This is a genomic window from Sphingopyxis indica (assembly GCF_032879645.1).
GTDB classification, from domain to species: domain Bacteria; phylum Pseudomonadota; class Alphaproteobacteria; order Sphingomonadales; family Sphingomonadaceae; genus Sphingopyxis; species Sphingopyxis indica.
In genome coordinates, this window is the sequence record NZ_CP076394.1 from 1,495,295 (window position 1) to 1,510,144 (window position 14,850).

The 14,850-nt window shown below is 66.6% G+C and carries 11 protein-coding genes; 10 read left to right on the forward strand and 1 reads right to left on the reverse strand.

The features are described 5' to 3' along the window. Positions 1-333 precede the first annotated feature (333 nt). Positions 334-1,077 (forward strand): triose-phosphate isomerase, encoded by a 744-nt coding sequence (gene tpiA, locus KNJ79_RS06990; RefSeq protein ID WP_317153367.1) that lies wholly within the window; start codon positions 334-336, stop codon positions 1,075-1,077. Between the two features lie 162 nt (positions 1,078-1,239). On the opposite strand, the gene KNJ79_RS06995 is transcribed toward tpiA, so the two are convergent. Next, complete coding sequence (locus tag KNJ79_RS06995; protein ID WP_317153368.1) at positions 1,240-2,400, reverse strand: CaiB/BaiF CoA transferase family protein; 1,161 nt, start codon at positions 2,398-2,400, stop codon at positions 1,240-1,242. 160 nt (positions 2,401-2,560) lie between these two features. Between KNJ79_RS06995 and KNJ79_RS07000 the strand changes: the two genes are divergently transcribed. The 9 genes from KNJ79_RS07000 (at position 2,561) to KNJ79_RS07040 (ending at position 14,721) form a co-directional block, all read left to right on the forward strand. Then, positions 2,561-3,442, forward strand: coding sequence for a hydroxymethylglutaryl-CoA lyase (locus KNJ79_RS07000; RefSeq protein ID WP_317153369.1), 882 nt, complete (start codon positions 2,561-2,563; stop codon positions 3,440-3,442). 233 nt (positions 3,443-3,675) lie between these two features. Continuing rightward, complete coding sequence (locus tag KNJ79_RS07005) at positions 3,676-6,654, forward strand: TonB-dependent receptor (RefSeq protein WP_394357171.1); 2,979 nt, start codon at positions 3,676-3,678, stop codon at positions 6,652-6,654. 106 nt (positions 6,655-6,760) lie between these two features. Next, on the forward strand, positions 6,761-8,296 hold the full coding sequence (locus tag KNJ79_RS07010) for a tryptophan halogenase family protein (RefSeq protein WP_317153371.1): 1,536 nt from the start codon (positions 6,761-6,763) through the stop codon (positions 8,294-8,296). Then, positions 8,296-9,015 (forward strand): SapC family protein, encoded by a 720-nt coding sequence (locus tag KNJ79_RS07015; RefSeq protein WP_317153372.1) that lies wholly within the window; start codon positions 8,296-8,298, stop codon positions 9,013-9,015. The genes KNJ79_RS07010 and KNJ79_RS07015 overlap by 1 nt, the downstream gene beginning before the upstream one ends. Further along, entirely contained in the window at positions 9,008-10,039 is a 1,032-nt protein-coding gene (locus KNJ79_RS07020; protein ID WP_317153373.1) for a cupin-like domain-containing protein, read from the forward strand. Before KNJ79_RS07015 ends, KNJ79_RS07020 begins: the two co-directional genes overlap by 8 nt. After that, a complete protein-coding gene (locus KNJ79_RS07025) occupies positions 10,036-11,538 on the forward strand; it encodes a tryptophan halogenase family protein (RefSeq protein ID WP_317153374.1) in 1,503 nt (500 codons plus the stop codon). The genes KNJ79_RS07020 and KNJ79_RS07025 overlap by 4 nt, the downstream gene beginning before the upstream one ends. Then, positions 11,535-12,464, forward strand: a complete 930-nt coding sequence (locus KNJ79_RS07030) for a glycoside hydrolase family 16 protein (protein WP_317153375.1) — start codon at positions 11,535-11,537, stop codon at positions 12,462-12,464. Before KNJ79_RS07025 ends, KNJ79_RS07030 begins: the two co-directional genes overlap by 4 nt. Then, a complete protein-coding gene (locus tag KNJ79_RS07035; RefSeq protein WP_317153376.1) occupies positions 12,464-13,525 on the forward strand; it encodes a LacI family DNA-binding transcriptional regulator in 1,062 nt (353 codons plus the stop codon). The genes KNJ79_RS07030 and KNJ79_RS07035 overlap by 1 nt, the downstream gene beginning before the upstream one ends. Further along, positions 13,522-14,721: an MFS transporter gene (locus KNJ79_RS07040; protein ID WP_089214132.1), complete on the forward strand. Its 1,200-nt coding sequence runs from the start codon at positions 13,522-13,524 to the stop codon at positions 14,719-14,721. The genes KNJ79_RS07035 and KNJ79_RS07040 overlap by 4 nt, the downstream gene beginning before the upstream one ends. Positions 14,722-14,850 lie beyond the last annotated feature (129 nt).

The following is a 14,850-nucleotide window of genomic DNA, read 5'->3' on the forward strand; positions in this document are numbered from 1 at the left end:
TCTTTCGCGGCTGGGCGCACGAAGGCGCGGTCGGGCGCTGCTTTAGGCGGGAGGCCGGGCTGCATCAAGGCGGGAAACGGATTCGGCCCGCTTGCGCGCCGCCCCGATGTATGATCATCTTTGAGTGAGTAAGCCCGTGTGCTCCCGCGGAGGCGGGAGCCCATCTCCCGACGGCTCTATCTTGCATGGGCAGGATCTGGGTCTCCGCGTTGGCGCTACGCGCCGCCTTCGGCTCCGCGGGGACACATGATCTTTCACAGGCGCTTCATTCAAGGACGATGATGTTCTAGGGCCAGCTCCGCGGGCGACGAGACCCGCGACGAGGAGGGATGAATGGTGCGGCGCAAATATGTGGTCGGCAACTGGAAGATGAACGGGCTCAGCGGCGCGCTGGCCGAGGCCGAGGCGATTTTCGCCGGCGCCCGCGCGCACGAAGCCGTCGATGTCGCGCTGTGCCCGCCCTTCACGCTGATCGGCCCGATGGCGGCGCTTGGCGGCGCGACCGGCGGGCAGGATTGCCACCCGCAGCCGTCGGGCGCCTTCACCGGCTCGGTATCGGCTCCGATGCTCGCCGATGCCGGCGCGGCGCTCGTCATCGTCGGCCACAGCGAACGCCGCGAGGGGTTCGCCGAGCGCGACGCCGACGTCAAAGCGAAGGCGGGGGCGGCGCTGGCCGCCGGGCTGTCGGTGATCCTCTGCGTCGGCGAACCGCTCGCCGTGCGCGAATCGGGCGGCGCGATCGACTATGTGCTGGCGCAGGTGCAGGGTTCGCTGCCCGGCGACTTCGACCCCGCGCGGCTCGCCGTCGCCTATGAACCGATCTGGGCGATCGGCACCGGCCGCGTGCCGACGATCGAGGATGTCGCCGCGATGCACGGCGCGATCCGCGCCGCCCTGTCCGACCGGATCGGTGAGGGTGCGGCGGCGGTGCGCCTGCTCTATGGCGGATCGGTCAATGGCGACAATGCGGCCGATCTGCTCGGTGCGCGCGACGTCGACGGCGCGCTGGTCGGCGGCGCCAGCCTGACCGCCGCGAAATTCCTGCCGATCATCGAGGCGGCGGCGCGGGTGGGGTAGGCAAGAGGTTTGTCGTCTGGATGAATGCCCGCGATAGTTCGTGTGTCCCCGCGGAGGCGGGGACCCATCTCCTGTCAGTGCAAGATGGCACCGTCGGGAGATGGGCTCCCGCCTTCGCGGGAGCACACGAACTTTGCCAGGCGATTCATCGACGCGGCAAGCCTATCGCCCGAGCCAGCGTTTCAGCACCTCTTCGGTATCCTGCCCGACTTCGAGCGGGGCCGGGCGACGGACCGAGCCGGGGGTCGCCGACAGCTTGGGGAAGACTCCCTGCATCGTCACTTCGCCGAATTCGGCGTCGGGCAGGGTGACGAGCGCCTCGCGCGCCGCGAAATGCGGGTCGGCGAACATATCTTCGGCGTCATAGACGCGTCCGGCGGGCACTCCCGCCTCGATCATCTTCGCCTCGAGTTCGGCGATCGTCATCGTCCGCGTCCAGTCGCCGATCAGCGCGTCGAGTTCTTCCTGCCGCGCGCCGCGCGCGCGGTGCGTCGCGTAGCGCTCGTCGCTCGCGAGTTCGGGGCGTCCCATCGCGGCGGCGAGCCGCGCGAACACCCCATCCTGATTGGCGCCGATCAGATATTCGCCGTCGCGGCACGGATAGACGTTCGAGGGTGCGATGCCCGGCAGCGTCGATCCGGTGCGCCGGCGCTTGGTCCCGCTCGCCGAATAGTCGGCGACGGTCGATTCCATCACCTGCAGCACCGCTTCATAGAGCGCCGAATCGACGATCTGGCCTTCGCCGGTGCGGCTGCGGTGATGCAGCGCGGCGAGCGCGCCCATGCAGCCATAGGTCGCGGCGAGCGTGTCGCCGATCGACACGCCCATGCGCGCCGGCGGCCGGTCGGGATAGCCCACGATGCCGCGCCAGCCGCCCATCGCTTCGCCGATGCCGCCGAAGCCCGCGCGCTGCGAATAGGGGCCGGTCTGGCCGTAACCCGACACGCGCACGACGATCAGCCCCGGATTGGCCTTGCGCAGTTCGGCGGGGTCGAGATTCCATTTCTCGAGCGTGCCGGGGCGGAAATTCTCGATCAATATGTCGGCCTTCGCGATCAGCTCGCGCGCGAGCGCCTGTCCCGCCTCGCTGCGCAGGTCGGCGGCGACCGAATATTTGTTGCGCGCGATCACCCGCCACCAGCTCGGCCTGTCGCCCTGGCCCCAGTGGCGCATCTGGTCGCCGGTTTCGGGCGGCTCCAGCTTGACGATCTCGGCGCCCATGTCGCCGAGCAGCTGACCGCAGAAGGGCCCGGCGATCAACTGCCCCATCTCGACGACCCTGATGCCGTGCAGCGCCCCCGCCTTGCCGTCCCCGTTCGTCATATCGCTCCCTTCGGGCGTCCATCTCGCCTATCATGACCCTTATGCGGCGAAACGCGCCGCAAGCCATGGCCATGATATACTTAGAATGCTATGCAATTGGCAACCTGCCAAATGTGCGCGACGATCGAGAAGTTGAACGACGATGGAAAAGCGAGTGGAAATGGTCGAAGTCGGCCCCCGCGACGGGCTCCAGAACGAAAAGGACATCGTCGCGACCGCCGACAAGCTCGGCCTGATCGAGCGCGCGATCGCCTGGCGCGCGCGGCGGATCGAGGTGACGAGCTTCGTCAATCCCAAGCGCGTGCCGCAGCTCGCCGACGCCGAGGAACTGGTCGCGCTGCTGCCCGAGCGGAGCGACGTCACCTACATCGGCCTCGTCCTCAACCGCCGCGGCGCGGAGCGCGCGCTCGCCACCGGGCGGATCGACGAACTCGGCGCGGTGTGCGTAACCAGCGACACGTTCGGGATTCGCAATCAGGGACAGACTGCGGCCGAATCGCTCGATGCGGCGCGGGAGATCGTCGCGCTGGCGAAAGCGGCGGGGCGAAGCGCGCAGATCACCATCGCGACCGCTTTCGGCTGTCCGTTCGAGGGCGAGGTGGCGATCGACCATGTGGTCGAAATGGCGAAGCGCGCCGCCGATGCGAATCCGCGCGAGGTCGCGCTCGCCGATACGATCGGCGTCGGCGTTCCCGCACAGGTCGCCGAACTGGTCGGCCGCGTCGCCGAAGCGATCGCGCCGCTGCCGGTGCGGGTGCATTTCCACAACACGCGCGGCACCGGCCTCGCCAATGTCTGGGCGGCAGTGGGCGAGGGCGCCGCGGTGGTCGACGCCTCGCTCGGCGGTATCGGCGGCTGTCCCTTCGCGCCGGGCGCCGCGGGCAATGTCGCGACCGAGGATGTCGCCTATATGCTGGAGCGCAGCGGTATCGCGACGGGCTTGTCCTTGCCCGGCCTCGTCGAGGCGGCGGGCTGGTTCGCCGGCGTCATGGACCGGCCGCTCCCGGCACTCGTCAGCCGGGCTCCTGCTTTTCCCTCCTGAGTGCAGCCAACGGCGATTTTGCTGCGCAAAAAGGTGCAGCATTTTTGCATCACATTGCCCGCAATCGTATGCGAGCCAGATTGACAAAGAGAACGTTCCCATTTAGGTGAACGTTCACATTCAACGAATGCCGCCTGACATAATGAGCGGCTGTGACAGGGGAGGACCAAGGGGTGCAGGCATCTCATAAGCTTTGGCTCGGCAGGCTGCTGGTCGGCACGTCGGCGTTCGCGATGATGGGCGTGGCGCAGACCGCCATCGCGCAGGACGTCGTCGACGATCCGGCCGCCGGAGACGCGATCGTCGTCACCGGCATCCGCGCGAGCCTCGCGGCCTCCGCCGACATCAAGCGCAACGCGCAGGGCGTCGTCGACGCGATTTCGGCCGAAGACATCGGCAAATTCCCCGACACCAACCTGGCCGAGTCGTTGCAGCGCATCACCGGCGTCTCGATCGACCGGTCGAACGGCGAAGGGTCGGTCGTGACCGTTCGCGGCTTCGGTCCGGAGTTCAATCTCGTGACCCTGAACGGCCGCCAGATGCCGACCGCGCTGATCGGCGACGGCGGCAGCGCGCCCTCGTCGCGTTCGTTCGATTTCGCCAATCTTGCGGCCGAAGGCATTTCGGCGGTCGAGGTGTACAAGACCGGCCGGGCGACGATGGAATCGGGCGGCATCGGCTCGATCATCAACATCCGCACCCCGCGGCCGCTCGACGAGCCGGGCCTGCGCGGCAGCCTTTCGGTGAAGGGCGTGCTCGATTCGTCGCGTAACTACAGCGATCCGATCACTCCCGAAGTGTCGGGGATCATCAGCGATACCTTTGCCAACGACACGATCGGCATCCTCGTCACCGCCTCCTATCAGCGGCGCAAGGCGAGCGTGAATCAGGCGAATGTCGGCTGGCGCGACGGCTATCTGGGCAGCGAAAACAACTGGGGGTCGCTGGCGCAGCCGACTCGTATCGTCAATGGCGTGGAGGAGCCGGACCCGCGCTATGCCAACATCACCAACCGCCCCGGCCCCGACGACGTCTATCAGGTGCCGCAGAACGCATCCTATGACCTCAACGACATCGACCGCGAGCGGATCAACGGGCAGGCGGTATTGCAATTCCGCCCGACCGACGCGCTGACCGCGACGCTCGATTACACCTATTCGCGCAACACCGTCGAAACGCGCAACAGCAACGTCGGCATCTGGTTCAACCATGACGATACGTCGAGCGCCTGGACCGACGGACCGGTCGCCGGCCCCATCTTCTATTCCGAACATTTCGGTGCGCCCGCCGGCACGCCGAGCCCCGACGCGCTCTATGGCGGCAAGGACCTGTCCTACAGCGGCGCGCTGACCAAGAACCGCGCGGAAAATAATTCGCTGGGCTTCAACCTGAAATGGGAGGCGCCGGGCGGCGTCACCGTCGAGCTTGACGCGCATCATTCGACCGCGCAGGTCAATCCGGTCAACCGCTTCGGGTCCAGCATGTCGCTGGGCAATGCGGTGTTCGGCGTCGAAAGCCAGGCGATCAATTTCGAGAACGACCTGCCGATCCTCTCTTACGAGATGTATCCGGGGATCGACGCGCTCGATCCCTCGTTCATCACGCCGACCGGCAACGCCTTCCGCAACGCCTATTTCCGCAACGAGATCAATCAGGTGCAACTGCGTGGCCATTACGACCACGATGAGGGTTTCCTCGATAGCATCGACTTCGGCGTATCCTTCGTCGACAGCAAGGTGCGCTCGGCCTTCGGCACGATCCAGAACGACGATACCTGGGGCGGTGCCGGTCCGGCTTCGGACATTCCCGACGACATCTTCTCGCTCGTGACGCTCCCCGACAAATTCCCGGGTCTTGCCCAGCCGGGAATGATCGACAGCTTCTATACCTTCGACTTCGAACGGCTCGCCGATCTGGTCGAGGAAAATTACCAGGCGTGCAGCGATCCCGCGACCGGCATGGCCGAGCCGGGAACCTGCCTCGCCGTCTTCAACACCGACCGGCGCATTCGCGAAAAGACGATCGCGCCCTATCTGCAGGTCGCAACCGAGTTCGACGCGTTCGACAATCCGGCGCATCTCGTCGCGGGCGTCCGCTATGAGCGGACCGATATCGCATCCTCGGCACTCGTGCCGGTCCCGACGACGACGACCTGGGTTGGCGACAATGAATTCAACGTCGTCTTTTCGGGCGAAAGCGATTTCACGCGATTCAAGGGCACCTATGATAATTGGTTGCCGGCAATCGACTTCGACATCTCGCCGATGGAGAATGTGAAGCTGCGCGCGTCGTACAGCCACACGATCACGCGCCCCGACTATGCCAGCATGCAGGGCGGGCGCACGATCGACACGCTGTTCCGCGTCGGCGGCGGCACCGGCGCGCAAGGCAACCCCGGGCTGGTCCCCTACAAGTCGAAGAATATCGACCTGTCGGCCGAATGGTATTATGCGCGCGACAGCTATATTTCGGCGGGCTTCTTCCACAAGGATGTCAGCAATTTCATATCCTCGACCCGCGTCGATAGCTTTGCTTTCGGGCTGACGACGCCGGTCGATGGTCCGCGCTGGCAGGCGGCGCAGGCCGATCTTGGGTCCGACGCCACCGTCGGGGAAATCCGTCAGTATATCTTCGAACATTTCCCCGAAACGACGACGATCACCGGTGGAGGAAACGGCAGCCCCTATACGGGCATCATTCACTCCGCGCCGGGCGATCCGCTGCTCAATTTCGAGATCACGCAGCCGATCAACAGCGATCAGACCGCGGCGATCGACGGGTGGGAGTTCGCGCTCCAGCACAGTTTCTGGGACACCGGTTTCGGCGTGATCCTGAACTATACGATCGTCAACGGCGACGCGACCTACGACAATACGCAGCCGTCGACTGTCGCCCAGTTCGCGCTCACCGGGCTCAGCGACAGCGCCAATGCGGTCGCCTTTTACGACAAGGGGCCGATCCAGGCGCGCGTCGCGTGGAACTGGCGCGACAAATTCCTGGCGGGGACGGGCCCCAACCCCTTCTATGTCGAGGAATATTGGCAGATCGACGCCAATGCGAGCTATGAGTTCATTCCGGGCCTGACAGGCTTCGTCGAGGTGATCAACCTGACCGGCGAAGGCCGGCGCGGGCACCTGCGGCACAAGAATAACGTCACCTTCGCATCGCCGGGCTTTGCTCGCTATTCGGCCGGGGTGCGGTTCAACTTCTGACGGGCCGGCGGCATCCTCCGCCGCCTCCCTGGCGCGAGAGCCGCACCGCTTGCCCGGTGCGGCTCTTTTGCGTGACGGCGTGCGGCGGCTCGCCTAGGATATTGGTATGGACCAGATGATCGGGAGCGTGGTGATCCTCGGCGGCGGCACCGCCGGCTGGCTGTCCGCGTGCCGGGTTGCCGCCGCGCGGCCCGACCTCGACGTGACACTGATCGAGGCGCCCGATATTCCGACCATTGGCGTCGGCGAGGGGACCTGGCCGACGATGCGCGCGACGCTCGCGGCGATCGGCATCGACGAGGCCGAATTCCTGACCGCGTGCGACGGGTCTTTCAAGCAGGGATCGCGCTTTGACGGCTGGGTCGATGGCGGCGCGGACGACAGCTATCTGCATCCCTTCACTGCGCCCCCCGCCATGCCCGCCGCCGATCTGATCGCCGCGTGGCGCGATTCGGACGGCACGCCGGATTTTGCCGCCGCGATGACGCCGCAGGCAGCGGTGTGCGCGCGCAACCTCGCACCGCGGCAGCGGACGATGCCGGCCTATCAGGGCGCGCTCAACTATGCCTATCATCTCGACGCGGGGAAATTCGCGGCGCTCCTGCGGCGTCACGCGGTGCAGCGCCTCGGCGTGCGGCATATCGCCGATCAGGTGGTCGAGGTCCGCGCGGACGACGCGGGCGACGTTGCGGCGCTGGTGACGCGCGATCTGGGCGCTGTCGCAGGCGATTTCTTCATCGACTGCAGCGGTCATGCCGCGATGCTGATCGGCGGGCATTGCGGCGTCGGATGGATCGACCGCAGCGACGTGCTGATCAACGATCGCGCCCTTGCGGCACAGGTGCCGACCGCGCCCGGCGCGCCGATCGCGTCGCAGACGGTCGCAACCGCGCACCGCGCGGGCTGGGTCTGGGACATCGCGCTGCCGAGCCGCCGCGGTATCGGCTGCGTCTATGCCAGCCGCTTCATGGGCGATGATGCCGCCGAGGCCGAACTGCGCGCCTATATCGCCCGCAATGTGCCCGGTGCGCCCCAGGTGCCGGTGCGGCGCCTGGCCTTTCCGACCGGCCACCGCGCGCGTTTCTGGCAGGGCAATTGCGTCGCGATCGGCCTGTCGGCGGGTTTCATCGAACCGCTCGAAGCCTCGGCGATCGTGATGATCGAACTCTCGCTCGACGCCCTGATCGACAATTTCCCCGCGCGGCGCGCGGTACTGCCGGTGCTCGCCGGGCGCTTCGATGCGCTGTTCCGCTATCGCTGGGACCGCATCGTCGAATTTCTGAAGCTCCATTATCTGCTCAGCCGCCGCGACGAACCCTATTGGCGCGCACAGCGCGACCCCGCCCATGTGCCCGAGCGGCTGGCGGGCCTGTTGGCGCTGTGGCGCGATCAGGCGCCGTCGCGCTGGGACTTCCCGCAGATCGACGAGATTTTCTCGGCCGAGAGCCACCAATATATTCTCTATGGCATGGGTTATCCGGTCCCTGGTCGGTTGGTGGCCAGCGATCGGGCCCGCGCGGCGATCGCCGAAAATATGCGCCGCGCCCGCGCGCTGGCTGCGGCACTCCCCGCCAATCGCGATTATCTCGATGCGCTGCTCGCCGATCGGGGCGCGGCAAATGTGCAAATGGAAGGATTTTGATGACCCGGCACGCGCCCCTCGACAAGAATAGTCACCGCGACCTGCGCGTGCGCACCGATGTCGGTGCCGACCTCGGCGATGCGGTGATGGCGACGCTGACCGTCCCGAGCGAATTTCGCAACATTCAGGGGCATTTCCCGATCCTGTTCCGCCGCGAGGCCGGACAGTCCGATTTCATTGCCGTCGCGCTGTTCGGTTTCGAGAATGGAGAGAATCTGTTTCTCGAGGGTGATCGCTGGGACGCGCGCTATCGCCCGCTGTCGCTCGCGATTCAGCCCTTCCTCGTCGGCCGCCCCGCGAGTGGCGACGGTCCGGGGCAGGTCCATATCGACCTTGGCCATGCGCGGATCGGCGGCGATGGCGACGGCGTGCGGCTGTTCGACGAAAACGGGATGGCGACCCCCTATCTCGAGGCCGCGGCCGAAAGGCTCGGCGCGCTCGACGAAGGCTATCGCGCGAGCGCCGCCTTTTTCGCGGCCTTGCGCGACTACGACCTGCTCGAACCCTTCACGCTCGACATCGAACTCGACGACGGATCAAAGAATTCGCTCGTCGGTTTTCATATCATCGACGAGGCGAAGCTGCGCGCGCTCGACGCGGCGGCGCTCGGCCGCCTGCATGGCGAGGGGCATTTGATGCCGATCTTCATGGCACTCGCGTCGCTGTCGCAGATTTCGGAGCTGGCGGCGCGCAAGAACCGCCGGATGCGCGATGGCTGAGCGCGACGCCGCCATCTATGATGGGCTCGCGCGCGTGCCGGAGGTCGCATGCGAAAAGGGGGCAGGGCTCGACGCGCTCCTGAAAGGCGCGCGCGAGCCCCTTGTTCTTCGCGGCCTGGTCGCCGACTGGCCGCTGGTCGCCGCCGGCAAGGAGTCCGCACGGGCGGCGCGGCGCTATCTGATGGACCGTGCCCGCGACCGGCCCTTTTCGGTCTCGATCGGGCCGCCCGGCCACGATGGCCGGCTGTTCTACGACGCCGACATGGCGATGAATTTTCGCAGCGGCACCGGCAAGCTCGCCGATATTTTCGCAGGGATCGATACGGCCGAGGAGCAGGGCGAGGCGCGCACCGTCTATCTCGGTTCGATCGACATCCCGTCGCATTTCGACGGACTCGACGAAGCCAACAGCGTCGACCTCGGCGCGCGCGAGCCGTTCAAGAGCATCTGGATCGGCACGCGCACGCGGATCGCTGCGCACAACGACTTTCCGGACAATCTCGCCTGCTGTGCGGTCGGCCGCCGCCGCTTCACGCTCTTTCCGCCCAATCAGTATCGCAATCTCTATCTGGGGCCGATCGACAACACCCCGGCGGGGCGCACGGTGAGCATGGTCGATTTCGACGCGCCCGACCTCGCCGCCCATCCGCGCTTCGTCGAAGCGATGGCGCATGGGCAGGTCGCCGAACTCGAACCCGGCGACGCGATCTTCATCCCGTCGATGTGGTGGCACCATGTCGAGGGGCTCGAGCCGTTCAATATCCTCGTCAACTATTGGTGGCGCGACACGCCCGCCTGGCTCGGCCAGCCGCAGGCCGCGCTCAATCACGCGATCCTCGCGATCCGCGACCTGCCGGCGGCCGACAAGGCGATCTGGCGCGACCTGTTCGACCATTATGTTTTCGATGCCGGTGAGGATGTCACCGCGCATATTCCCGAAAAGGCACGCGGTATCCTCGCGCCGCTGACGGCCGAGACCGCGGGGCGCCTGCGCGCCTTCCTGCTGAGGATGTTGAGCAAATGAACGAAGAGAAGCATGTGCGGCGCATCGTGATCGCGGGCGGCGGCACCGCGGGCTGGATGGCGGCGGCGGCGATCGCGCGGACGCTGGGGCCAGCCGTCGAGCTGACGCTGGTGGAATCCGAGGCGATCGGGACGATCGGCGTCGGCGAGAGCACGATCCCGCCGCTCGTCAATTTCAACCGGCTGCTCGGCATCAACGAGGCCGACTTCATGCGCGCGACACAGGCGACCTTCAAGCTCGGCATATTGTTCGACGACTGGAAGGATGTGGGGTCGCGCTATTTCCACAGCTTCGGCCTGACCGGCAAGGATCACTGGTCGGCCGGCTTCCAGCATTTCTGGATGCACGGGCGCGCCAAGGGGCACGACCAGCCCTATGACGATTATTGCCTCGAGCTGGTCGCGGCGCTCGACGGCAAGTTCGCGCATCTCCCCGACGACCGGATGAACTACGCCTATCAGCTCGATTCGGGGCTCTATGCCCGTTTCCTGCGCCGGATGGCGGAAAAGGACGGCACGAAGCGGATCGAGGGCAGGATCGGGCGCGTCGAACTCGACGCCGAAAGCGGCGACATCGCTGCGCTGGTCCTCGATGGCGACCGCCGGATCGAGGGCGACATCTTCCTCGACTGCACCGGCTTTCGCGCGCTGCTGATCGAAGGCGCGCTGCACGCCGGCTTCGACGACTGGACCCACTGGCTGCCGTGCGACAGCGCGATCGCGCTCCAGACGCCGAATGTGCGCCCGCCGGTGCCCTATACGCGCGCGATGGCGCACGATGCCGGCTGGCAGTGGCGCATCCCGCTCCAGCATCGCAGCGGCAACGGCCTCGTCTATTGCAGTCGCTACCTCGACCGCGATGCCGCGCTCGAACGCCTGCTCGGCAATATCGAGGGCGAGCCACTTACCGAGCCCAATTTTCTGCGCTTCACCAGCGGCGTGCGGCGTCGCCAATGGTATCGCAACTGCGTCGCGATCGGCCTGTCGGGCGGCTTCATGGAGCCGCTCGAATCGACGAGCATCCACCTGATCCAGCGCGCCGTGCTGCGTTTCGTGCGGATGCTGCCCGCCGGCCGCGTCAGCGCGCGCGACGTCGCCGAGTTCAACGATCAGCAGGGACAGGACATGGAGCAGATCCGCGACTTCCTGGTCCTTCACTATAAGGTCACGAACCGCCGCGACAGCGCCTTCTGGCGCCAATGCGCGGACATGCCGATCCCCGACAGCCTGACGCAGAAGATCGAGCTGTTCCGCGAAACCGGCCGCGTCTTCCGCCGCAATGAGGAATTGTTCGCCGAAAACAGCTGGGTGCAGGTGATGATGGGACAGGGGATCGAGCCGCAAAGCTATCATCCGATCGCGACCAAGCTGCGCGACGACGAGCTTGAAAAGCTGCTCGCGACGATCCGCGGGCAGGTTTCCGACACGGTCGCAAAACTGCCCGAGCACCACGCCTATGTCGCGCGTTATTGCGGCGCGGAGGCGGCCGAAGCGGCATGATCGCGGCGCTTGGCCTGATGCTCGCCGCGACGGCGGCCACCCCGGCGCCTGCGGGCGATTGGCGGCTCGTCTGGTCGGACGAGTTCGACGGCCCGGCGATCGACCGCGCGAAATGGGATTTCGACGTCGATTGCTGGGGCGGCGGCAATAAAGAGCGGCAATGCTATACCGGCGATCCGCGCAACGCCGCGGTCGAGGACGGCCGGCTGGTCATCACCGCGCGCAAGGAGCGGATGACCGGTCCCGCCTGGCCGGTCGCGCAGCGCAGCGACCCCGAAAAGGCGAAAGCGACCGCGACGAAGGACTTTACCTCGGCGCGGCTCGTGACGCGCGGCAAGGCCGCCTGGACCTATGGCAAGATCGAGGTGCGCGCCAAGCTGCCGCAGGGGCAGGGGACGTGGCCCGCGATCTGGATGCTGCCCGACGAGGCGCATTTTGGCGCCTGGGCCGCGTCGGGCGAGATCGACATATTGGAGGCGGTGAATCTGGGCGTCGCGTGCAAGGCCTGCGCGGGCGGCATCGAAAACCGCATCCTCGGCACGCTGCATTTCGGCGGCACCGCGCCGGATAATCAGCACAAGGGCGCCGAAACCACCTTGCCCGCGCCGCTCGACGGCTGGCACGTCTTCGGCATCGTCTGGCGCAAGGGTCGGTTCGACTGGACCATCGACGGCCGTGTCTATGCGACCCAGGTCGCGGGCGACTGGAACACGGTCGCAACCGACGATCCGGCCGCGCCCTTCGATCGTCCGTTCCACCTGATCCTGAACCTCGCCATCGGCGGCGGGCTGGCCGAGAGCCGGACCGCGGGCGGAGTCGATGAAACGGGCTATCCGAAGCGGATGGAGGTCGATTGGGTTCGCGTCTGGCAAAGCCGGACAAAGGACGCTAGCAGCACAGCCGAAGCGGGGGGCGAAAAAGACTGATGGGGCGTCGACGGCAGTCGGTAACGATCAAGCATGTGGCGGCGGATGCAGGGGTTTCACTGCAGACGGTGAGCCGCGTCATCAACAACGAACCCAATGTCCGGCCCGAAATGCAGAAGCGGGTGCAGGCGTCGATCGACAAGCTCGGCTATGTGCCGTCGATCGCCGCGCAGCGGATGAGCGGGTCGCGATCCTATCTGATCCTGGCGATCAACGACCGCGAGCGCACGATTGCCGACTGGCGCGGGCGGCAGGGGATCGACTGGGTCGACCAGATGCTGCTCGGCGGGATGCTCAAATGCGCCGAACTCGGCTATCGGATGATCTTCGAACTGGTCGACACGCATAACGACCATGTCGAGCGCGAATTGCGCGCGACGATCGCCGCGCTTCAGCCCGACGGCGTCGTGCTGACCCCGCCGCACTCGGACAATCCGCTGATCGTCGGACTGCTCGACAAGGCGAAGATCCCGTTCGCGCGCATCGGCTCGCTCGGCAACGGCGCGGGCATTCCGCTGACGATGGACGACGAAGGCTCGGCGCAGCTCGCGACCCGGCACCTGATCGACCTCGGCCACCGCCGCATCGGCTTCATCGCGGGCTCGCCCGAATATAATCTGAGCGGCTGGCGCGTCGATGGCTGGCGCGAGGAGATGGAGGCCGCGGGCCTCGCCGACGAAGCGCTGCTCGCGTGGGGCGATTTCAGCTATGCCTCGGGCGAGGCGGCGGCGCGGACCTTGCTCGACAGCGCCGACCCGCCGACCGCGATCATCGTCAGCAACGACCAGATGACGCTCGCGACGCTCGAGGTCGCGCGCGCGCGCGGACTCGAAATTCCCCGCGACCTTTCGATCATCAGCTTCGACAATACCCCGATCGTGCGTTTCACCCAGCCGCCGCTGACTGCGGTCGATCAGCCGATCGCCGAGACGGTGTCGCGCGCGGTCGAACTGATCATTGCGGCGCAGCGTGGCGAGGCACCGAGCAAAACGCCCACCGTCGTGCGCGGCAGTCTCGTCGAGCGCGGCTCGACCGCGCCGCCGCCCAAGGCGCGCCGATGACCGATCAGGAAACGCCGCGGCGCCAGTCGCTCGGCTTCCTGCTGCTCTATGCGCTCGCGGCCGCGGGCGGCGCGATGGCCTATGTGCCCTTCCTCACCATCTTGCTCCCCGCGCGGATGACCGCGCTCGCGGGCGAGGCCGATGTTCAATATCTCGGCTATGTCACCTTTTGCGGCGCTGTCGCCGCAAGCGCGGCGGGCATCCTCTTCGGCTGGCTCAGCGATATCACGCAGAACCGCCGCACCTGGATCGCCGTCGGGCTGACGCTGACGATCGCGCTTCTGCTCGCGGTCCCGCTTGCCGAGGATGTCGGGACGCTGATCGGCATCATCATCGCTTGGCAGTTCGCGCTCAACATGATGCTCGGGCCGCTGTCGGCGTGGGCGGGCGACTGCGTGCCCGACGCGCAAAAGGGATTGCTCGGCGGCCTTCTTGCCTTTTCGCCAACGCTCGGTGCCTGGTCGGGCGCGGTCGCGACGCACCCTGGGCTGGTGTCGGTCGACGGGCGGCTGGGGGTCGTCGCGCTGATGGTCGCAGGCGCCGTGCTGCCGGTGCTGCTGTTCGGCCGGCCGCGCCCCTTTCCCGAACTGACCGCGAAACCCGTGGTCCTTGCGGGGGAGGTGCGTGCGGCGCCCAAGGGGCCGGCGATCCGCATGTGGCTTGCGCGCCTGCTCGTCCAGATCGCCGAGGCGGCGCTGTTCGCTTATCTCTATTTCTGGTTCCGCTCGATCGACCCGACGATGGAGGATAATGAGAAAGCGCGGCTTTTCAGCATCGCGCTGACGCTCGCGGTGCCGATCGCGCTCGTCGCGGGGCGCTGGGCCGACCGCAACGACCGGCCGTTCCTGCCGCTGATCGTGGGAGCCAGCGTTTCGGCGCTGGGGCTGGTCGGCATGGCGCTCGCGGCCGACGCCGATGGCGCGAAGCTCGCCTATCTGTTGTTCGGGATCGCGACGACGGTCTTCCTCTCGCTCCATTCGGGCCAGACGCTGCGCATCCTGCCACGACCGGATCGCCGCGGGCGCGACCTCGGAATCTTCAACCTCACCAACACTATGCCATCGCTCATCATGCCGTGGCTGACGATCTCGCTTGTGCCCGGCTTCGGGTTCGAGATGCTGTTCCTGCTGCTCGCGGCGCTCGCGGTCGCGGCGGTCCTGCTGCTCGCCACCATGCCCCGCGCATTCCGGAACTAGGTCGTAAACTCATAAATGGCGCCATCGAGGTTTGAGGCAAAATGGCCCGGTGCGAGAAGAGAAGGCACAGGAATATGTCGATATTTCAAGACTTCTCGACGAAGCAATGGGCCATTTTGGTCAAATCCC